21 protein-coding genes are annotated in these 21,419 nt (G+C 39.8%); 1 reads left to right on the forward strand and 20 read right to left on the reverse strand.

The features are described from left to right. Positions 1 to 103: 103 nt before the first annotated feature. The 17 genes from LCD34_RS17070 to LCD34_RS17150 form a co-directional block, all read right to left on the reverse strand. Positions 104 to 472, reverse strand: a complete 369-nt coding sequence (locus LCD34_RS17070) for a small basic family protein (protein ID WP_003210988.1) — start codon at positions 470 to 472, stop codon at positions 104 to 106. Then, positions 472 to 1,197 carry a DUF881 domain-containing protein gene (locus LCD34_RS17075; RefSeq protein ID WP_046343486.1) on the reverse strand — a complete coding sequence of 242 codons (726 nt, stop codon included), beginning with the start codon at positions 1,195 to 1,197 and terminating at the stop codon, positions 472 to 474. Before LCD34_RS17075 ends, LCD34_RS17070 begins: the two co-directional genes overlap by 1 nt. Before the next feature lie 20 nt (positions 1,198 to 1,217). After that, a complete protein-coding gene (locus LCD34_RS17080) occupies positions 1,218 to 1,907 on the reverse strand; it encodes a DUF881 domain-containing protein (RefSeq protein ID WP_035392136.1) in 690 nt (229 codons plus the stop codon). Then, entirely contained in the window at positions 1,904 to 2,683 is a 780-nt protein-coding gene (locus tag LCD34_RS17085) for a cell division protein FtsQ/DivIB (RefSeq protein ID WP_035392138.1), read from the reverse strand. Before LCD34_RS17085 ends, LCD34_RS17080 begins: the two co-directional genes overlap by 4 nt. Positions 2,684 to 2,819: 136 nt before the next feature. Next, positions 2,820 to 3,731, reverse strand: a complete 912-nt coding sequence (gene murB, locus LCD34_RS17090; RefSeq protein ID WP_224559776.1) for a UDP-N-acetylmuramate dehydrogenase — start codon at positions 3,729 to 3,731, stop codon at positions 2,820 to 2,822. 30 nt (positions 3,732 to 3,761) lie between these two features. Beyond that, complete coding sequence (murG, locus tag LCD34_RS17095; RefSeq protein WP_008344982.1) at positions 3,762 to 4,856, reverse strand: undecaprenyldiphospho-muramoylpentapeptide beta-N-acetylglucosaminyltransferase; 1,095 nt, start codon at positions 4,854 to 4,856, stop codon at positions 3,762 to 3,764. Positions 4,857 to 5,054: 198 nt separating this feature from the next. Continuing rightward, a complete protein-coding gene (gene spoVE / locus LCD34_RS17100) occupies positions 5,055 to 6,155 on the reverse strand; it encodes a stage V sporulation protein E (RefSeq protein WP_007499768.1) in 1,101 nt (366 codons plus the stop codon). Positions 6,156 to 6,214: 59 nt separating this feature from the next. After that, on the reverse strand, positions 6,215 to 7,561 hold the full coding sequence (gene murD, locus LCD34_RS17105; RefSeq protein ID WP_370539203.1) for a UDP-N-acetylmuramoyl-L-alanine--D-glutamate ligase: 1,347 nt from the start codon (positions 7,559 to 7,561) through the stop codon (positions 6,215 to 6,217). A 9-nt stretch (positions 7,562 to 7,570) separates the two neighbouring features. Next, complete coding sequence (gene mraY, locus LCD34_RS17110; RefSeq protein WP_007499771.1) at positions 7,571 to 8,545, reverse strand: phospho-N-acetylmuramoyl-pentapeptide-transferase; 975 nt, start codon at positions 8,543 to 8,545, stop codon at positions 7,571 to 7,573. A 136-nt stretch (positions 8,546 to 8,681) separates the two neighbouring features. Beyond that, on the reverse strand, positions 8,682 to 10,157 hold the full coding sequence (locus LCD34_RS17115; protein WP_224559777.1) for a UDP-N-acetylmuramoyl-L-alanyl-D-glutamate--2,6-diaminopimelate ligase: 1,476 nt from the start codon (positions 10,155 to 10,157) through the stop codon (positions 8,682 to 8,684). A gap of 211 nt (positions 10,158 to 10,368) precedes the next feature. Further along, a complete protein-coding gene (locus LCD34_RS17120; protein ID WP_052320390.1) occupies positions 10,369 to 12,288 on the reverse strand; it encodes a stage V sporulation protein D in 1,920 nt (639 codons plus the stop codon). Positions 12,289 to 12,413: 125 nt separating this feature from the next. Further along, the gene (locus LCD34_RS17125) at positions 12,414 to 14,564 is read right to left on the reverse strand and encodes a penicillin-binding protein (protein WP_024720306.1); all 2,151 of its coding nucleotides are present in this window, start codon (positions 14,562 to 14,564) and stop codon (positions 12,414 to 12,416) included. Between the two features lie 7 nt (positions 14,565 to 14,571). Beyond that, the gene (ftsL, locus tag LCD34_RS17130) at positions 14,572 to 14,919 is read right to left on the reverse strand and encodes a cell division protein FtsL (RefSeq protein ID WP_025207292.1); all 348 of its coding nucleotides are present in this window, start codon (positions 14,917 to 14,919) and stop codon (positions 14,572 to 14,574) included. Positions 14,920 to 14,955: 36 nt separating this feature from the next. After that, positions 14,956 to 15,888, reverse strand: coding sequence for a 16S rRNA (cytosine(1402)-N(4))-methyltransferase RsmH (gene rsmH / locus LCD34_RS17135; RefSeq protein ID WP_125588912.1), 933 nt, complete (start codon positions 15,886 to 15,888; stop codon positions 14,956 to 14,958). A 66-nt stretch (positions 15,889 to 15,954) separates the two neighbouring features. Next, a complete protein-coding gene (gene mraZ, locus LCD34_RS17140; protein ID WP_003211163.1) occupies positions 15,955 to 16,386 on the reverse strand; it encodes a division/cell wall cluster transcriptional repressor MraZ in 432 nt (143 codons plus the stop codon). Positions 16,387 to 16,513: 127 nt separating this feature from the next. Then, positions 16,514 to 18,133, reverse strand: coding sequence for a bacillithiol biosynthesis cysteine-adding enzyme BshC (bshC, locus tag LCD34_RS17145; protein WP_050827235.1), 1,620 nt, complete (start codon positions 18,131 to 18,133; stop codon positions 16,514 to 16,516). A gap of 65 nt (positions 18,134 to 18,198) precedes the next feature. Next, positions 18,199 to 19,092, reverse strand: coding sequence for a 2-dehydropantoate 2-reductase (locus tag LCD34_RS17150; RefSeq protein WP_060832310.1), 894 nt, complete (start codon positions 19,090 to 19,092; stop codon positions 18,199 to 18,201). 210 nt (positions 19,093 to 19,302) lie between these two features. Here LCD34_RS17150 and LCD34_RS17155 point away from each other — a divergent pair, with 210 nt between their 5' ends. Beyond that, positions 19,303 to 19,782 carry an N-acetyltransferase gene (locus tag LCD34_RS17155; protein WP_007499784.1) on the forward strand — a complete coding sequence of 160 codons (480 nt, stop codon included), beginning with the start codon at positions 19,303 to 19,305 and terminating at the stop codon, positions 19,780 to 19,782. Positions 19,783 to 19,835: 53 nt separating this feature from the next. Here the strand turns inward: LCD34_RS17155 and gerR are convergent, their stop codons facing one another. From gerR to LCD34_RS17170, 3 genes are all read right to left on the reverse strand, one after another. Next, a complete protein-coding gene (gene gerR / locus LCD34_RS17160; RefSeq protein ID WP_017359370.1) occupies positions 19,836 to 20,375 on the reverse strand; it encodes a sporulation-specific transcriptional regulator GerR in 540 nt (179 codons plus the stop codon). A gap of 137 nt (positions 20,376 to 20,512) precedes the next feature. After that, the gene (rpmF, locus tag LCD34_RS17165) at positions 20,513 to 20,686 is read right to left on the reverse strand and encodes a 50S ribosomal protein L32 (protein WP_008354700.1); all 174 of its coding nucleotides are present in this window, start codon (positions 20,684 to 20,686) and stop codon (positions 20,513 to 20,515) included. Positions 20,687 to 20,707: 21 nt separating this feature from the next. Then, complete coding sequence (locus LCD34_RS17170; RefSeq protein ID WP_008345010.1) at positions 20,708 to 21,226, reverse strand: YceD family protein; 519 nt, start codon at positions 21,224 to 21,226, stop codon at positions 20,708 to 20,710. Positions 21,227 to 21,419: the final 193 nt, after the last annotated feature.

Below are 21,419 nucleotides of genomic sequence, written 5' to 3' on the forward strand. Positions count from 1 at the left end.
ATACAATGAATGTGTTTTTACAAGTGTGTAACAAAACTTAAAAAATCAACATTTTTTATTAGGATTACTGAAAATATTCGTTACATCATATGTATATCCTTTTTTATGACTCACTTTTTTTCTTTTTTTCTCTAGAAATTGTCCATTTTGTTAGTAGAATTCTTCGAATAACGGCGATATTTTGAAACAATCTAACACCGAATGCAAACATTCCGACTAAATACAAGTCTACACCAAGATGGACGCCCAGAAAAGCTAAACTTATTGCGAGTATAATATTAAAGAAGAAACCTGATACAAACACTAGTTCATCGTATGCCCCTTGCAGATGTGCTCTGATTCCACCAATCAATGTATCAAGCGCAGCAAGTACAGCGAGGGAAAGATAGTTAGAATACTCATTCGGTATCGTAAAATTCGTTAAGAAACCGATCGCAACTCCTATGATTAAACCAAGTACAGGAAGCCACATTAAGATTTTCCCTCCTTTACATCGTCAAGAGGCTTCAATTCATTTAATTGAATTGTACCGTCAAATGCTTTTAAATGAATTTTTTTCTTCGGCGGTCTAATACTCAAACTGAAATTTTCCTGAGCAAACAAATCACCAATATCTGATACATTTAAACGGCTGTATAATTTATCGGCCTGCTCGCTGACCATCTTAATCGTGACTGTATCACCATCTATGCTGTAACCATCCATTTTCGTCGTACCATTAATATCTCGAATAACACTGGTGTTAATCACCCGGTGTTCATTAATGGAAATATGTTTTGCCCCAAACATATTGGCTTCGTTGATTAATTTTTTCAGAAGATCAGGTGGTATATTTTTGACTTCTTCTCCGGTAAGTTCCTTAGAAAAAAGCTGAGTAATTTCTATTTCGACTCCTTCACCCGTTACCTCTGTAAAACCAGCCTTTTCTTTCAAATCCTTCAACGTTTTTGTTAATTGTGATTCTTTGGATTGATCTTCTTGGTTGCCATACTTTTTTAGCATTTCATCATATTTATCAATTTCTTTCAACAAATCCAGTTCCTTACTTTTAGATGCAGATAAATCCTCTCTTAATTCCCAAACGTCTCGAGTATCGCGAACTTTAGGCTTTTGTAGAGAGTTAAACTGGATGGAGACCATGATGCCAAATATGACCATCAGGACTGTCAAACTAAGTAATGGCTTCTTTTTCCTCAACACCACTCACCTTTTCACATTTAATCTTTGTTTCTTAGAAGAGGATTCATACGAATATCCTTCTTTTCAATCGTCATGGAAATATGATCACTTGTCAGCTGATCAACCACCCCGCCTGCAATGTTTAATGCAGGAATTAAAACAGCTGGATCTCCAATAGCAGAAATGACAAATGGTGCTGGATGTTGAACACCATCAACCGTGACGACTGGACCGTTACAATGTATGTATGATTGGTGTGTGATTCTTTGTCCGTTTATAGCTACAGCAGATGCCCCTGATATAAATAGTTCGTTTATCACATGGAAAATGTGGCTCTCATGCACAATGTAATTATTGACATTTTGTCCACTCGGGATATAAGATGCATCTTCAAGAGATACTTTTACCCCTTTCCCTTTTACACCTATTTCTCCTGTAAACATTCTGTATTTCTCAACATCTTCCAAAACATTGAAATACTGCTCTTTTTCATTTTTCAAACCAAACTCTGTTTCTTGGACTTTTGATTGAAGACGATAAAGTTCTTTTTCAAGTTTTTGATTCGCCTTTTCTTGTTTTGTTAGCTGACTTTTCAAAGAATATTCTTTTTTCCATTGTTCGGTTCGATTGACATCTGCTTGATGCTGCTTCGTATATTGGTATGAAAAAGAAATCAGAAATCCAAGAACAAGCATTACAATTGAGAATATGACGGTTTTGCCTCTCAACGTTCATCTTCCTTTTTCTTAGATTTAAAAGCTTCAAAATACGTAGCTACTTCCATATGAATCGTACCTTTCTCAGAGGACGAAAGCTCTTTGACAATGGCAGGGTACGTCGTCATTTTATCTGCGAATGTTTTAATTGATGCAATAACGGTGTTTCCATCATTCATATAAAATTTAACGAGCCACTGATTGGAGCTAGTCGGTACGTAATATACTTCTGAGATTAGTTCCTGAATAGAAGCCGGCAGTTGATTCAGAGCTCTCACTGTTTGCTTCAATTTCTCTTTATTGTCCCAATCGACAAAAATAGGTCCTGCGTGACTTGGCGTTACTTCATCTGGCAAAGCCGTCCCGTTTTCAAGAAGCTCATAATAAAAATGTCCCTTTTGCAGATACGCAATATTTGCATACTCTTTGACAGCAATACTGACTTTATTAGGGAAATGTTTTTTGATATTGACACTTTTAATCAATTTATTTTGCTTTATATGGTCTGCTGTCATATCTTTATTTAAATTCCAAAACTCTGTCTCGCCTTCTTTAATTTGCGAAAGTTTAACGAGCTGTTTTGTTGGTACATGTTCATTACCGGTAATGGTTAAAGAAGAAATTTTACTGATTGGTGTTTGCAAATAGACAATAATTAAAACCATGATAAAAAACAGCAAAATAAAAGAGATTAATCTCCGATTCGCTTTCTGCTTCCTTTGTTCTTTAATTTTAGGGATTCGCTCTTCTATATTGACGATCTTTTCATTTTCATGATCAGGCCGCATATATACTCTTCACCTCATTCAAAGCTGCTTGTCCGCACCTTTGGATCATTCTTTATCTCATATTGATTAGAAAACAAACGGCATGAAAAAATGCCGTTTGTTTTCCTGTGATACCATCATTCATAAGTAGTAGCCTTTAATTTGCTTCACCAATAATTTCTATTTCTGTATGCATCTCTACATTGTAGTCATCTTTGATTTTCTTTTGAATGTACTGAATTAAGTCGAGCACATCTTGAGCCTTCGCCCCACCAGCATTGACAATAAAGTTTCCGTGCATATCAGAAATTCTAGCGCCGCCAATCTGATATCCTTTTAAATTCGCCTTTTCTACAAGCTGTCCTGCATATTCAGGTAGTGGATTTCGGAAAATACTGCCGGCGCATGGTTTATTATAAGGTTGTGTTTCCTTGCGGTAATCTTTATTTTGCTGCATTTTCTTTGTGATTTTCTCACGTTCGTCCTGTTTAAGCTTGAACACTGCTTCGAGAACAATTCCAGGGCGTTCCTTTTGAAGCACAGAAGTTCGATAGCTAAAGTTCATTTGCTCATTAGTTAACCACTCGATCGTTCCATCTTCAAATAAGACTCTCGCTTTCACAAGAATCTTGCTGATGTCAGACCCATGTGCTCCTGCGTTCATATAAACAGCGCCACCAATAGATCCTGGAATACCAGCTGCGAATTCCAATCCTGACAACCCCTGCTTACTAAGAGACGTCGCGAGTCTTACAACTGAATAGCCTCCGCCAACTGTAATTTCTTCATCCTTGACAGTTAAGTGATCAAGCCCAGCACCCAGCTTTAAAACGACCCCGCGAATTCCTTTATCAAGAACAAGTAAATTGGACCCTCTCCCAATGACCGTCCATTGAGTATCATGTTTTTTCACCTGATCCATAATTGTTTTGACAGCATCGACATCTTTAGGGATGACTAATAGATCGGCCGGTCCGCCTATTTTCATTGTCGTATGATTTGCAAGCGGTTCGTTTTCAAGTACTTTACCAACTTGCGCTTCTAATAATTCATTCTTCAAGTTCTCCATATTACCCTCCGCCTTACCTCATATCATTCATCATGAAGTCGTAATTTCTTTTAACACATTATATAAACGTGTGGCCGCATCTGGTACTCCGAGTTCTTTTGTTAAACGGCTCATTTGATGTAGTTTCTCGTCATTACCAGCAATTTCATCAATTGCATGAAGCAAGCGATCTCCTGAAAGCTCTGATTCTCTTAAAACGATCGCAGCATCATGTTTTTCAAGTGATCTTGCGTTAATTTCCTGATGATTTGCGGTCACGTATGGACTTGGAATGAAGATGGTCGGAATTCCAAGTGCCGTCACTTCAGCAATCGTTGTGGCTCCCGCTCTTGCAACAATGACATCAATTGATTTTAAATACTCCGGCATTTGATGCAAGAAAGGCTTTGTGATCATATTCGGTGCTTCACCTTTTTCTTTTAATTCGTTCAGCACTTTTTCATAATGAACCTCACCTGTAATATATAAAAGCTGATAGTTCTTTGCCTTTAATTCATCTTGCATGTCAATCACTGCTTTATTGATTGGAGCTGCACCTCTGCTCCCGCCAAAAATGAGAACCGTTTTTTTCTTCTCATCCAGCCCGAACTCTTTAAGAGATTTTCCCTCTTTAATAGAGACGACTTCAGAGGCTCTTGGGTTTCCCGTAAAAACAACCTTTTCTGAAGGAAAGTGTTCCTTTGCTTCTTCAAAACAGATGGCTACTTTATTCACATATCGTGCCAGAAACTTATTTGTGATGCCTGGCAGGCTATTTTGTTCGTGAATGATCGTCGGGATTTTTAGCTTAGACGCAGCATAAACAACAGGACCACACACATAACCACCTGTTCCAATAACAGCATCCGGCTTAAATTCTTTTAAATAAGATTTACTTTTTTGAACGCCCTTTAGAAACCTCATCACTGTTTTTACATTATCAAAGGAAAGCTTTCTTTTAAAACCTGAAATTTCAATTGATTTAAAAGGGATATTTTCTCTTTCTACAATTTTCTTTTCAAGCCCATTCTCAGTGCCAATATATAAAAATTCCACATCAGGATGCAGTCTTTTCACTTCTTTAATAAAAGCTAGAGCAGGATAAATATGCCCGCCTGTTCCGCCTCCACTAATAACTATACGCATTATACCATTTCCCCTCAATTTTTTTCTGCTCTGAACAAAGTATAAACCCTGTTTTAAACAACAGGGCTCCGTCAAAACCTGTAAAGAAGAGTCAATCATCATGTTTTCGAAACAGAAACTGCCATTTTCACTCTTCAAATCATTTTTTCATACTTTTGCAAAATACAAGTCTATATGGTTTCATGAACTATCAGCACATTAATATCTAGCATACCTGCTTACATTCAAAAGTACGCCAATTGCCATCAGCATTAATGTAAGTGATGAACCGCCATAACTTAAGAATGGGAGTGTGATGCCCGTCACAGGGATGAGGCCAGTGACAACTGCGATATTAATCATTACTTGAATGGCAACCATTGAGATGATGCCCACTGCCAAGAAACTCCCATATAAATCTGGTGCCCCGAGGGCTATTCTAATGCCTCTCCACAATAGAACACTAAAGAGCAGCAAAATGAGTGATCCACCTATAAATCCAAGTTCTTCAGACAATATAGCAAAGATAAAGTCTGTTTGAGGCTCAGGCAAATAGAAGAATTTTTGTCTACTCTGACCTAGCCCCATTCCAAACAGGCCACCTGGACCGACAGCGTATAACGATTGAATAATTTGAAACCCGCTGCCAAGTGGATCCTCCCAAGGATTTAAATAAGATGTAATTCGTTTTATTCGATAGGGTGCTGATAAGACAAGTGCGGCAAATCCGCTAAGCCCTAAAAGACCGAGAAAGATAAAGTGAGCGATTCTCGCACCTGAAACAAATATCATAATAATACAGGTTCCAACCATAACCGTTCCTGTACCTAGGTCCGGCTGCAGCATAATGATGGCAAATGCAGAAAACACAATGCCTAGTGCTGGGGCAAAACCTTTACGAAAGGATGTGATATTCTTTTGCTTTTCAGATAAGAATTTTGCAAGAAACGCAATCATCGCAAGCTTCATAAATTCAGAGGGCTGAATACTAAACGCACCGACACCAATCCAGCTTCTTGAACCATTTCTCTCCATACCGATACCAGGAATCAAGACAAGCACGAGGAGGAGAAAACACACTGCAATCAGTATCTTTGACCAAGTCCGCCACGTCCAATAATCGACCCGCATAATGAAAAACATTGCGATAACTCCGATTCCGGCAAACAAAAGCTGTCTTTTTGCAAAATAAAACGAATCATCAAATTTATACGATGCCCACACAGCACTTGCGCTGTACACCATAATTAAACCAATCGTCAATAAAAGTAACGTAATGACAACAAGCAAAAAATCCGGAGAAGTTTTCTTATTCGTCAAGAGACCGACACCCCAAGCATAATTTCATTTGGGCTGTCAGTCTTATGAGAGACAAGCCCTTATTTAAGCATATGCACGGCGTTTACAAACATGTCTCCACGTTCTTCAAATGTTTTATGCTGATCCCAGCTTGCACAAGCTGGAGACAATAAAATCACGTCTTCTTCTTCAGATATGCTAAACGCCGCAGGTACTGCTTGTTCAACATTATCGACATGTTTTACGTGATGTATTCCCAGCTCTTCACCAAGCTTCACAAACTTAGGCGCAGTCTCACCAAATGTAATCATTCCTTTAACATTCTTCATAAAAGGTTTTAATTCATCAAATTCATTGCCACGATCCAGTCCACCTGCTAGTAAAATGGTCGGCTGCTTGAAGGCAGACAAAGCTTTACTTGTTGCCAGTATATTGGTCGCTTTACTGTCATTATAAAATTTTCTATTTTGAATCGTCTCCACAAATTGCAAACGATGCTTCACTCCACTAAATGTAGTAAGAACTTGCGCAATCGCTTCGTTTGAGCAGCCTGCATTTTTTACAACACAAATAGCTGCTAGAATATTTTCTTGGTTATGCTCACCAGGAAGAACAACATCCTTGAGGTCAATGACATGTTCATTCATATAGTAAATGGCACCATCTTTAATAAACGCTCCATGTGCTACCGGCTCTTTAACTGAGAAAAACACTTTTTGCGCTTTCGAATCTTCTGCTAGTTTGACAACAGAAGGATCATCTAGGTTAACCACAGCTATGTCATCTTCTTGTTGATGTGCATACACTTTCTGTTTTGCTTTTTCGTATTCTTCACGCGTGTGATGATAGTCTAAATGTGCGTCAAAAATATTTAATATTAAGCTGATTTTAGGTCTGAATTCAACGGTTCCCATTAACTGAAATGAAGAGAGCTCAGTTACGATCCATTCATCGCCCGCTGCACGCGCGGCAACTTCACTTGCGACCGTTCCGATATTACCTGCTACCAATGTTTTTTGGCTGTCTTTTTTCAACATTTCATAAATCAAAGTGGTCGTGGTCGTTTTTCCATTTGATCCGGTAATCCCAATAAAAGGAGATGAGGTCAAATGATACGCCAATTCTATTTCAGTCCAAACTGGAATTTTTCGGCGAAGCGCCTCTTGAACCATCACATTCTCATAAGGAATTCCAGGGTTCTTAATTAAAATCGTAATTTCTTTATCGTCGAACATACGAAGAGGATGACTGCCACAAATGACATCAATCCCCTTTTCAGAAAGTAACTGAGCAGGCTCGTTTTCTTCAAAAGCTTTTTGGTCATTGACCGTCACGTTTATTCCGTGTTCGTGAAGAATTGAGGCTGCCGCATATCCGCTTTTTGCAAGGCCTAGTACTAGTACATGTTCGTCTTTTAACATTTGCATCCTATTCAATTATAACCACACCTCGATGTAAATTCCTAAAACAGCAAGCAATAAACCAGCTGTCCAGAAGGTGACAACTACTCTCCACTCAGACCAGCCAACTAACTCATAGTGGTGGTGAAGCGGGCTCATCTTAAAGATTCTTTTTCCAGTTGTTTTAAAGGAGATGACTTGAAGGATAACGGATAACGTTTCAACAACAAATACTCCTCCAATAATGACGAGTAAAATCTCAAGTTTCGTTAAAATGGCAATGGCCACGATGGCACCGCCTAAAGCAAGCGATCCCGTATCACCCATAAATACTTTTGCAGGATGCGCATTAAAGACAAGGAACCCAAGGACAGCCCCTGCTACTGCTACCGAAAAGATCGCCACATCATACTGAGATTGATTCCAAGCCAATATAGCAAAAGCTCCGAATGCAATAGCAGCTGTTCCAGATAATAAACCATCAAGTCCATCTGTAAGGTTTACCGCATTAGAACCACCGACAAGCATGAAAACGACGAGGATAAAGTATGCCCATCCTAAGTCAAAGCTGACATCTGTTCCTGGAATGCGAATAGTCGTTGCAAACTCATAATAATGGAAGACTGCATAGAAAATCACAGCAATCACAATTTGCCCGATCAGTTTTTGTTTTGATGTTAAGCCAAGATTTCGCTTCATCGCTACTTTAATATAATCATCTAAAAATCCTAATAATCCGTAGCCAAGGGTGACAAATAACAATAAAAACATTTCTGGACTAATCTCAGAGAATTTGTTAATCATCACGATCGTTGTAATTGTAATAGAAAAGATAATCATAATTCCACCCATTGTTGGGGTACCAGATTTCTTTTGGTGAGACTGAGGTCCTTCTTCTCTAATACTTTGACCAAATTTAAGTCTTCTTAAAAACGGAATAAAAATCGGGGATAAAAGAACACTGATTAAAAATCCCATTATGATTGTAAACAATATCACCTGTTCAAGCATTGTTCTTTACTCCTTCCGAATTTCCAAAGCCGTTTTCCATTAGAAAATAGCATTCATTATTATGATATTCATTCGTGTCTTTCGTATGTTGTTTTTGTACAAAATGCTTCATTTCATTACACTCTTTTCATCATTTTTAAGATTTGTTTAGATCTAAAATAGCGTCGGCTGCCACCTTGGCATCATCAAAGTCATAGACTTGATCACCAATGATTTGGTACGTTTCATGGCCTTTTCCAGCTATTAAGACTGTATCGCCCTTTTTTGCATTAGCAATGGCAAAAAAGATGGCCTGTTTCCGGTTCACAAAGCTATGATAATAGGCGTTTGGCACGCCATTTTCCATGTCTTTCAAAATGGCTGATGGATCTTCACTTCTTGGATTATCTGATGTGAAAACAGGCTCATCTGCATATTTCACAGCGATTTGGGCCATCTGAGGGCGCTTGGTTTTATCACGGTCGCCCCCGCAGCCAACTACACAGAAAATTCTACCTTCTGTTAATTCTCTGCACGTAGTCAGTACATTTTCTAAACTGTCAGGTGTGTGCGCATAATCAACGATGACTGGGAAGTCTTGATCACAATTCACAAGTTCGAATCTTCCTTTGACTCCCTCAAGTTCTTCAATGGCACTAACGATCGTTTCAAACGTTAAGCCTGATACAATTCCTACTGATACAGCTGCTAGAATGTTATACACATTGAATTTCCCAATAAGGGCAACCGTCACATTTTTTGTGCCGATTGGGGTGATCAAATCAAATTGTGTTCCCTTTGGTTTGATTTGAATGTTCTTTGCCATTACATCTGATTCTTGCTCTAAGCCATACGTCATAATTTCAGCAGCTGTGACTTTTTCAAAATAACTAGACGCTTCATCATCTGCATTTAAAATGGCATGCTTCGGCTTATCGTGCTGAAAGGCACTTCCGAGCTGGGAAAAGAGCAAGCTTTTTGCATGTTTATATTCTTCCATTGTGTTGTGGTAGTCCAAATGATCTTGGGTAAGATTTGTAAAGACGGCAATATCATAATCACATCCATGAACACGCCCAAGATGCAAAGCATGTGATGATACTTCCATAATGGCCGTATCTACGTCTTGATCAAGCATCTGCTTAAAGGTCTTCTGAAGGGTGACACTCTCAGGTGTTGTGTTTTTCACTTCGAGAATTTCATCGTTTACCTTCATATACATCGTACCGATTAAACCTGTTTTTTTATCGGCTTTTCTCATGATTTGCTCAATCATGTGTGTTGTGGACGTTTTCCCGTTCGTTCCTGTAATACCAATTAGATTGAGTTGATGAGTTGGCTGTTCGTAAAAAGCATCTGCTATTCTTGCAAGTGCTCTTTGAGAGTGTTTTACAATAATGACTGGTACATCTGTTATGTGAAGTGGGTGTTCTGCTACAATCGCTGCAGCCCCGCTTTTCACTGCTTTTTCAGCGTAATCATGTCCATCTACTGTATAGCCTTTTATACAGACAAAAAGACTCCCTTTTTTCACTTCTCTTGAATCCATTTCAATGGAAGTAATCTCCGGATTTTCGTTTATCAGTTCATTGTTTTCACTTTTAAAGTATGTAAGGAGTTCTTGTAATTTCATTTCATATCAAACCTCTCAAATTCGTTCACGTGCATGTCTTGTGAAAAAAACACACAGTCTATATTTTATCGTAAAAAAAAGGATACATCCAGCGTATTCCTTAAGTTTCTCTTGGAAAAAGCACACTTTATGCTCTTTTTTTAAAGCGACCCTTCTCTTTCAACAAAAAGAGGCAGCCGAATGAGTGCGGCTACCCTCTGTTCATTCTTTATTATTCATCATTTAAGTATAATCGGATCGTGGAACCTTCTTTGACCTTTGTGCCGGCAGCAGGCGATTGCTTCACCACTTTACTGCCAGTTCCTGAAGCATCAATCTTTAGATTAATCAGGAGTGATTCAAGGTCAGAAACAGATCCTCCTACAAGATTCGGTACCTCAATGGTTTTTGTGTCCAGCCATTGATACTTCTTTTCAATTTGTCCTTTTCTTTTTTTCACGCCCATTTCAGGCAGACTGTCTCGCATAATATGGCCCACAATAGGTGCCGCTACTGTCCCACCAAATTGAATCGTGCCTTTTGGGTTATCTACTGCTACATATACAACAATGCTTGGATCATCCGCAGGTGCAAACCCGATAAATGACACAATGTGGTTATTTTCCATGTACTTTCCGTCTTTTACTTTCTGTGCTGTTCCTGTTTTTCCGCCCACCCGATATCCTTCAACGAATGCATTCCGGCCAGTTCCTTGAGCGACTACACTTTCAAGGGCATACCTGATTTCTTTAGACGTCTCCGCTGAAATGACTTTCTTCTTGGCAATTGGTGATTGCTTTTTCACTACCTCTTTTGTAATTGGATCGATCCATTCTTTTGCAATATACGGCGTGTAAAGCGTTCCTCCATTTACTGCGGCTGCCACTGCAGCTACTTGTTGAATCGGCGTAACAGATACACCTTGACCAAAGGCTGTTGTTGCCTGTTCTACAGGACCAACACGATCAAGCGGGAACAAAATTCCTCTACCTTCTCCTTGAAGGTCGATTCCTGTCTTTTGACCAAAGCCGAAATTTTTAATATAAGAAAATAGTTTATCTTTCCCAAGACGGTCGCCTAGCTCGACGAATCCTGGGTTACAAGAGTTTTGTACCACTTCTAGAAACGACTGTGATCCATGTCCTCCCTTTTTCCAGCACCTGAGTCTTGCGCCATCCACTGTCACAGATCCGCTGTCAAAAAAATGATCACGTTTTAAATTTACTTTATTTTCTTCCAGGGCAGCTGCCAGTGTAATGATTTTAAACGTCGATCCTGGCTCATATGTGCTCCACACCGGTAAGTTTCGGTTAAATACTTTTGAATCAACTGATTGATAGTCAGCCGGATCAAAGTCAGGTCTGCTCGACATTCCCAGAACCTCACCATTTTTCGGATTCATAGCAATGGCAATCATGCCATCTGGGTTATATTTTGCCTGGGCATTGTCTAATTCTCGTTCGATGATGGTTTGCACTTTTGAATCAACGGTTAATTTCATATCAAGCCCATCTTTAGGCGGTGTATAATCATCTGCTTCATCTGGCATTTTCTGCCCTTTTGCATCAGAATAAAATTTCACAGAGCCTTTTTCACCTTTTAGGTCATCATCATAGTACGCTTCTAGCCCAAGTAAGCCTTGATTATCAATTCCAGCAAAACCTAATACATGAGATAAGAAACTTCCAAACGGGTAATGTCTGATGCTGTCCTCTGCTACATAGACTCCATCTAAATCAAGCTCTCTGACTTGTTTTGCTTTTTCATGAGATACTTTTCTCCCCTCTGGGGAAATTCGTTCTATAGACGTTTTCTTGGTGACATGCTTGTACGCTTTCTCCTCAGACATATTCAGCACTGCTGCTAATTTTTTGCTTGTTTCTGCTGGGTCTTTCACCTGCCGCGGCACGACTAAAATAGAGGGAGCACTTTTGTTCGTCGCCAGCTCCACTCCATTTCGATCCAAAATATCTCCTCGTTCTGGTTCAAATGGAAGGTTACGGCTCCATGAATCTTTCGCTAAACTTGTCAGCTTCTCGCCCATAATAAACTGCACATATCCTAATCTAGTATCTATGATGAAAAAAATGATCACCCCAAACAGCAGCACGAAAAGCAATCGTTTTCTCACTGTTACACTTGACACTCGCACGCCCGGTTCACTCCTTACATATGGCTTGTTTTCATCATATGCAGGCTCGTCTTTTTATAGAACGATCTCGTCCATCGCTCAAGCAGAAGAAAAAAACCTAGCAAATGATTTGCTAGGTTTTCAAGTTAATTTGGACTTTTGAAGGTCACTGTGACGACTTTATCTGAAATCTCCGCTCCACTTTTCACGCTTTGTTTGACAGCATATCCCTGTCCATTTGTTTCAATATGCACACCTGAAATAGACGCATATTGAAGAACTTCCCTTCTGGACCAGCCTGTCATATCAGGCATTTTAATGGTTTTCCCTGCTGTTTTCAAAAAGACTTTCTGGCTTTCAGAGAATTCAGAGCCCGCATTTGGCCATTGGCGTTTAATGGATAGACCGTCACCAATGACAACAGGTGATAACTTTTTGTTTTTTGCTTCTGTTTCTGCCTGTTTCACTTCTAAATCTAGGAATGACGGCATTGTTTCTTGTTTTATTTTCTGTTTGCCAGATTTTTTATCATCTGTTTTTGTTGGTGCGATATTTAAATAGAGCAAACTATTTTTCATCACAGGGTTAAAGATTTCTGAAACAGGGGCAGAGCCTGTTTGTGTTTCAGATAGCTGAGGCTGTTGGACAGCCACATAAACGAGCAGCTTCGGATCATCTTTTGGTGCCATTCCCATAAATGAAAAGACGTAATCGTTTCTCCCTTGAAGGTAGCCGCCAGCACCGCCAATTTGTCCTGTACCCGTTTTCCCAGCGACATCAAAACCTTTGATTTGATATGGCTGTCCTGTGCCAATTTTTGAGGAAACGACCTCACCTAAAATGTCACGGACTTGCTTCGCTGTATCAGAAGAAATTGGTTTTCCTGCTACTGTTGGTTCGTGCTGTAAAATTGTTTTGTTTGTGTTCGGGTCTGTAATATGATCGATTACATATGGCTTCATCATCGTTCCACCGTTGGCAATGGCTGTCGCCGCTTCAATTTGCTGAATTGGGGTAATCGCGGACGCCTGACCATAAGCAGTCGATGCTTTGTCATATTCGTATCTGAAATTGATTTTACTAGACGCTTCGTTCGGCAAATCTATGCCTGTTTTGTCATAGAAATGGAATTTTTGTAAGTATTGTTCGTAGCGTGTGAAACCTAGCTTTTCTTTTGCCAGTTTCGCAAAAGCTACGTTTGAAGAACGTAGAACACCTTCATGAAAATCAATTTTCCCCCAACCATTTCCATTGTTATGGTCTCTTACAAGACCGCCGCCTACTTTATAAGTACCAGACTGATACTTGTCACTGCCTTGGTACACTCCTTCTTGGATAGCAGCAGCGAGTGTAAAAATTTTCATCGTTGAACCTGGTTCAAATGCGTAGGAAATGACATCGTTGTTATAATTCGTAATGTCGAGTTCATTTAAATTAAAGCTTGGCCGCTGTCCCATTGCAAGAACTCTTCCAGTTTTCGGATCAACGACTGTCGCAATGATTTTCTTCGGCTTATATTTTTTAGCGACCTGCGTCATACTTTCTTCAAGAAATGCTTGAATTTTTTGGTCGATGGTCAGTGTGACGTTTTTCCCGTCTTTCGGGGCAACGATGTCTTCTTTACTATTCGGAAGTGCCCATCCGCTTCTGTCACTGTTATACGTTACATAACCATCTTTTTCTTTTAAATATTTATTCAGCGCCTTTTCTAGACCCATTGCGCCTGACATGTCCTTCGTTGCTTCATCTAATCTAGCATAACCGATTAAGTTCGAAGCAAACATGCCGTTTGGATAATACCTCTTTGTGTCTTTTTCAAAGGCGATCCCAGGAAGTTTTAGCTTTTCAATTTTTTCCTTTGTTGAAAAACTAATATCCTTTCCGGCTTTACCAAACTCGACTTGGAATGCATCTTTTGTATTCAGACGCTTTAAAATTTCACTCTCACTCATATCAATGACCTTTGACAGCTCTTTTGCTGTCTTTTCTTTGTCAACGACATGCATCGGATGCTTTGGATCGACCGTCATTTTCTTGCTCATGATTGCAATCAGCTTATACACAGATGTATCTTCCGCAATCACATTTCCGTTTCTGTCTAAAATGGACCCTCTTTTGGCTTCAAGTGTTTTTTTCGATTGATATTGTTCATTGGCTTTTGCAGCTAACACTTGTCCATCGACGGTTCCCGTAATCTGAATATAAATAAAACGTGCAAGGATGATAAAGAAAAACAGGGCGAAGCAAATACTCGCAATTGCCGCGCCTCTGTTCATCATTTTATTCTTTTTAGGCATCGCCATGTTAATCGACCTTCTTAACATCTTTCGACATGCTTAAGCCTGCTTTTTTAGCGGCTTCAATGATTCTCTCTGGTTCACTTAGTAAATCTTTTTGCTTTTGCAGTTCAGTGATCTTTTTCGATTCTAATGACACTTGCTGTTCTAGCTTCTGCACTTCGATATTTGCGTGATAAACAGCAAAGGCTTTCGAAATGATGAGGATCGAGCTGCACATGAGAGCCATGACAAACATGACAAGTAAGATTTTTTCACCAAGTGTAATAGAACCTCTTCTTCTAATCACAACCGATTGACCTTGTTGCTCGGTTTGATGTTGCTTTACTTCTCTTTGGTAAGCCAAATTACTCATAAGAAACCTCCTTTTTATCATCATCTATGGTGTCGTTTACTTTTTTTCTGCAATTCGGAGCTTCGCTGAACGGGCACGGTTGTTATATTCCAGCTCTTGTTCTGATGCAACGATTGGTTTTCTCGTGATCAGCTTCAGTTTTGGTTCAAGTCCTTCTGGAATCACTGGTAGTCCGTGCGGAAGTTCTGGAAGAGAAGACATTTCTTTAAATGTACTTTTACAAATCCGATCTTCAAGTGAATGGAATGTAATGACAGAAATTCTCCCCTTCGGATTGAGTAACTCTATTGCTTGTTCTAGTGCTTCTTCAAATACTTTCAATTCGTCATTTACGGCAATTCGGATCGCTTGAAATACTCTTTTCGCTGGATGTCCGCCTTTTCGTCTTGCAGGTGCGGGAATTCCTTCTTTAATAATGTCGACAAGCTCACCTGTTGTTTCAATTGGCGCTTTTTTTCTGGCTTCTTCAATTTTGCGTGCGATTTGCTTGCTGAATTTTTCTTCCCCATATTTGTAGAAAATCCGAACTAGATCTTCAAATGGCCATTCATTCACCACTTGTTTTGCTGACAAAGCAGCGGTTTGATCCATTCGCATGTCAAGAGGTGCATCATGGTGATAACTAAAGCCTCTCTCTGGTGTGTCAAGCTGAGGTGATGAAACCCCAAGATCAAAAATCACACCGTCTACGCTTGTAATACCTTGTTCATTCAGACGTTCTTTTAAATATCGGAAGTTGCTTTTTATGAAAAGAATGTTCGCTTTAGAATCCGCGAGCTTCTCTCGTGCATGATCCAGTGCAGCATCGTCTTGGTCAAACCCAATTAATGTACCTTTTTCTGATAATTGAGATAGTAAATATGAGCTATGACCTGCGCCGCCTAGCGTGCAGTCCACATATGTACCGTCTTCTTTGACGTTTAAACCGTCAACTGTTTCTTTTAATAATACTGTCTCATGTTGAAACATGATGATATGGTCCCACCTTTTTCAAATAGAAATGAATGTGTAGAAAGCTTGCTGCACAAGGGATTATTATATATCAAATCCAATCATGTTTTCAGCAATTTCAGCAAAAGAATCTTCTTGCTCTTCTGTATATTGTTCCCAGATCGACTTACTCCACAACTCAATTCGATTTGAAACGCCGATGACCACACATTCTTTTTCGAGTTTTGCATATTGGAGTAGGTTGGATGCGATGTTAATGCGCCCCTGCTTGTCCAGATCACATTCAACTGCGCCGGAGAAGAAGAACCGGGTAAACGCACGTGCATCTTTTTTCGTTAGCGGCAGTGCTTTGAGTTTCTCTTCAATTAGTTTCCACTCACTCATAGGGTAGCCAAATAAACATTGATCAAGCCCTCTCGTCAGCACAAACTGTTCTCCGAGACCGTCTCTAAATTTAGCAGGGATGATCATGCGCCCTTTTGTATCAATCGTATGTTGGTATTCACCCATGAACATGATATTAGAGCCCCACTTTCTCACCCATACTCTCCACTATCCACCACTTCTCTCCACAAAACTTATTTTACACTGTTTCCACATAAAAAAAAACCCTGAACTAGTCAGGGTTCATTAAAACTTTATTTCAAAGTTTGACAATTTGTTGCTTGTTTTGAAATGAAAATGGCAGATTTTTGAACGTTTTGAAGAATTCTGGACCATATTTGTTTAAAAAGTACATGATATTCCAAATTCTTTCTTGTGGTGCTTCGAGTGGTTTTAAACTATTTTCAATCCGTTCAAAATCTCGAAGAATGTATCCTTCCTTCTCTTCCACACGCTTCGCAACCTTTTGATAAACAAATTGAAGCTGGTCTTCTATAAATTTGGCATTTTTATCTAATAGCTGTTCAAAGCTTGGTTCGATCTCTAGCGCTTCTTGTCTCATTGCCTCATGAACATTCGCTAATTCACGTTTCGCATGTTGAACCGATTGAACAAAGCTGTCTGGAAGACTTTGCTGAAAGTGCGCATCCTTCTTTTCTTTCACGCCTTTTGTCAGCACTTCTTCAACCGACAATTCTCTTATTGGCAGCTTCTTATCAATGTGCCTTTCAAGAATGGTGACGTGCAGTCTTGGAAGAACGGGTGCCATTTTGACATCGAAGTACTCGAAGATGCCTTTCAGCTCACCCCAATAGTTCACTTCACCGTGTCCAGCCATAAAAGCAAGCGTTGGAAGAAGGGCTTCCTGCATCAATGGACGGGTCACCACATTATTGCTAAACCGCTCTGGGTGCTCCTCGACTTCCTGCAAAAGCTCATCTTTTGTCCAAGTAAGCCCCACTTCAGATATAGAAAATTGGCCATTCTCTTGTTCAATGAGGAAACGTTCATCATCATATTCGTAAAACAAGTTGGCTTGATGGTCACCAGCTTCAATAATCGGCTGATACCCCGCTTGTTTCATGGCAGCCTGCGTGTTATTTAAGCGAGCCACGATCGCATCACTCGACTCCACAATTTGCTTGAATAACGTACGTTCAAGTGGCTTCACGCCGAAGTCTCCTGAATTCAATAACAGGAGTCCATCTTCTTCAAATAGATCGCAAACAATCCACTCAAAGAAATCAGTAAACGTTTCTGATTTGCGTAAACATCGAAGAAGCTGATCAAACAAGTCATTGGTGTAAGCAGATTCCTCATAGGTTGAAAATACATCACGAAGCCATCTCTCTGTTTTCTCTTGGTGAAGAGGTGTTCTTTTCGCAGCTGTTTTTTTCACATGATGTAATGGAAGCTTTTGTTTGACTGGGCCTTTTTCGCCAGACGTGTACACAAAGTTAATTTCGTCTACGTCGTGATCTTCACCCGCTACCCAAAAGACCGGAATAACAGGAACGCCAAGCGCTGATTCTTTTTCTTTGGCAAACTGAATAATGGAAATGATTTTATGTATGGTATAAAGCGGACCTGCCAGTAAGCCTGCCTGCTGTCCTCCAACCACCATGACGCTCCGTTCATCACGGATCTTCTCAATATTCTCACGCATCGCAGCCGAATCAAATTTCGCATGATATGCGCTCATATAATCCGCTAAAGCCTCGCGCGGGAAGCTCCTTTCCATGAGATCGTCGTATCTCTTTTTCCATGTGTGCTCAGAATGTATATCATAATCAAAAAAAGCAGTCATCTCTTTTTTTTCTTCTATATAATCACGTATGAATAAATTCTGACTTCGGATGGAAAGTTCAGTCAATTGCATGTTTAGAACTTCCTTTCTTCAATAAATAGTTAGTTTCCCGAAAAAAGTATAGCATGTAAATGAGCTCACTCAAAAGATTTTGTTTGCTTTTTTTCCAATACTTCCAAGCTTCTATTCAAGAAAGTGAGGAATGGCGGCGTCATCCCTTGACCTTGAGCTTTTTTTAAAAGGTAGCCAATGATTGCTTTTCTTTCAGTTTGGCGGCCTTTGACGATATCTTGCAGCATCGACGATTGATTGGCAGCCGTTTGATGACAAATTGATTTCACATGAGCCCATAGACGATCTTTCTCAGGCAACCCTAGAATGGAAACCGCTTCTTCAAATGCACATGTCATCATATGTTCATATGCAGGGTTCGATACCAATTCCCCATTATTCACATGTAATAAAGCCGTCAACGGATTAATACACACATTGACGAGCAGTTTTTCCTCCAGTACTTTCTTCCATTCATCTGTATAAACCATTTGAAAATCGCCCGTTGACAGTTCACTACTCATAGGTCCTTTTTCCTCATGCAGAAATGCTCCCCACTTGATGACACCAATTCCTGTATGGTTTACTGCGCGATCAGACACCTTCATTGCGCCATGCTCTACTACACCAATATATAACTGATGTGCCGTTTTCCAGTTCTTTAAATCGACGAGGTGGGCCATTCCGTTCTGCAAAAATAAGATCCGCTGATGAGGCAGTCCCGATAATTCCCCTAGAACATCTTGCAGGTGATGATACTTCACTGTCACAATCAGCAAATCAAATATTCCTTTGACCCCCGTATCGGCCCCAACAGCTGATTGAATGGTTTCCCCTCTTACCATTCGTTCGATGCCTAATGCTCGAATTTCTTCTGCCTGCTGTTTTCTTCTTGTAAAGAGGGTGATGTCATGATGTTCTGATAAATAACTGGCACAAAGCAGACCAATCGCACCACCGCCAATGATTCCAATTTTCAATTGCCGCACTTCCCTTTTTCTGTTTACTTCATGTTATCAACTATTTTACCAGTTCCGTGCTACGATGCAAAAAGCAGATAACGCGCTATGATTGAATTTTTTTAATTAAAAAACTATAATAATAAGTGTAAAAACTTTTTTAGGCGGATGGGATGAAAACGCCTTCAATGACATCACTGTCGACATTATGTGTGTAAGGGGGAAGATCACATGACACAAGTAAAACGTCTTCTGATTAACTACAAAACATTAGAGGAATTTAAACAATTTAAGGAATATGGCATACAAGAACTTTCCATGCTTGAAGACCTAGAAAGTAATATGATTGAAAATGACAGCAACTCTCCATTTTATGGGATTTACTTTGGAGATAAGCTTGTGGCACGTATGAGCCTCTATCAAGTAGATGGCTCGACGACGACGTATTTTGACCATAATCATGATTATCTAGAGCTGTGGAAGCTAGAAGTGTTGCCAGGATATCAGCGTAAAGGTTACGGCGAAGCACTTGTTGATTTCGCAAAATCTTTCGGCCTTCCAATTCGAACGAATCCACGCGTCAAATCTGCCGGTTTTTGGGATAAAATGGGCTTTGAAGCGGTGAAATATGATATGGAACGCGATAAAGGAGAAAACCCACTCATTTGGGAGCCTGCACATATTCAAAAGAACACAGGTGAGTCCGCTTAATCATTTTAATCATTAAGAAAACGCCCCTCTTTCCATCTGTGAGGGGCGTTTTCTTATTTTGCGTAATCTTTTAAGCTGATATTCTGTTTGACTCTTTCAACAATACCAATAAGTGCCCGGTAATCTTCTTCTGTCATTTTTAATTGACGCTTCAGCTGTTCATTTTCTTCGGTGAGTGATTTTAATTGATGCTGTGCATCTTTAAGCTCCTCCCGTAAATAAGCTGGACCAGATGGTTCTTTCTCAAGCTGCTCTAGAAACCGAATTACTTCTCGAAGCGTTAGTTCAGTCTGATCAGAAGATGCCTTCTCCTCTATGGTGAACGCATGCTGCGGTAAACCCGAAGAATGGATACCAATTTTTTTACGCAGTTCTTTTCGCTGTTTTTTGGCAAGCTCAATACCTGCCTGGTACTGCTTTCTGACGTAAGAATTCCACCTGAATCCACATGCTGCTGCTGTTCTTGACAATGCTTTTCCCACCTCTTCAAATGCTGAAAGCTGGGTACCGCCATCTCGGATATGCCTTAAGACAACTTCTGCTAAAAGTAAATCTTCATCTTGTGTCCATGCGTCCTGCCGTGTAATCGTCAACTCATCATCCCCCCTGAATCTGAATACCACATCATATGCGCTTACTAGAGTAGATAGACTATTTGCAGGAGAGAAACCTAAAAATAGATCAATAAAAAAACGCAAGGGAAGATTCCCTCACGTTTTTTTATCAAGCATTAGTTGCTTTTTACGTCTTTGCCTTTGTATGTTCCGCAAGATTTGCAGACACGATGAGAAATTTTCATTTCACCGCATTCTGGGCAAGCTACCATACCAGGTACTTGTAGTTTGAAATGCGTACGACGCAATCTTTTTTTCATTTTAGAAGTTCTTCTAAAAGGTACAGCCATTATTCCCACCTCCTTAAAGAGTTAAGATTCATTATTTTCTTCTAAGAGCTTCTTCAAGCCTTCCAGACGAGGATCAATTCGGTTTTGATGTGCATCTTCCGAAATGACCGCCCAGTCATTCCCTTCCTGTGGTGCAGCACCTTTTACGTCAGCTTGGTCGCAAAAGATTTGCATGGGCACTTCAAGAAGAATTTCTTCCTTGACTATAGGCGTTAAGTCGATGATATCGTCTTCTACAACAGATACGTCTTCATCTTCTATATCGTCTGTCTTATGAAGTACAAATAGTTCTTTTGTTGAAATCGCAAATGGATAATTTACATCAACAAGCGTTCTTGAACAAGGCAATGTCATTTCACCTGTGATGGTTAAATCAAATGCGACTTGCTTTGATTCGATCACTCCAGTCCCTTTCACCTCTACTGGTGAAATACGACGTATATCTGAATGAAGGCTAGTAAGTTCATTTAAGTCAACCGTCTCATGAAAATCGAAGCTGTTTTTAGCTTTTTGATGTAACTGATAAACTGTCCATTTCAATTGTATCACCTCTAAGAGCAACAAACATGATTATAGCTTTCATCATGCTATTTGTCAATATTTTTTCTTTACAGTCCTTCATGACGTCAAAGGGCTGTTTGACATCAGTTCTCGGAATGCCTACACTGAAAAAAATGGTCTTCATTTTTCCCTTATGCTACTGTAGCACAGACCATTTAACCATAGCAAGAAA

Origin of the sequence: Bacillus sp. RAR_M1_44, assembly GCF_020165935.1 — a bacterium.
In the GTDB taxonomy this organism is placed as follows: Bacteria; Bacillota; Bacilli; order Bacillales; family Bacillaceae; genus Bacillus; species Bacillus altitudinis.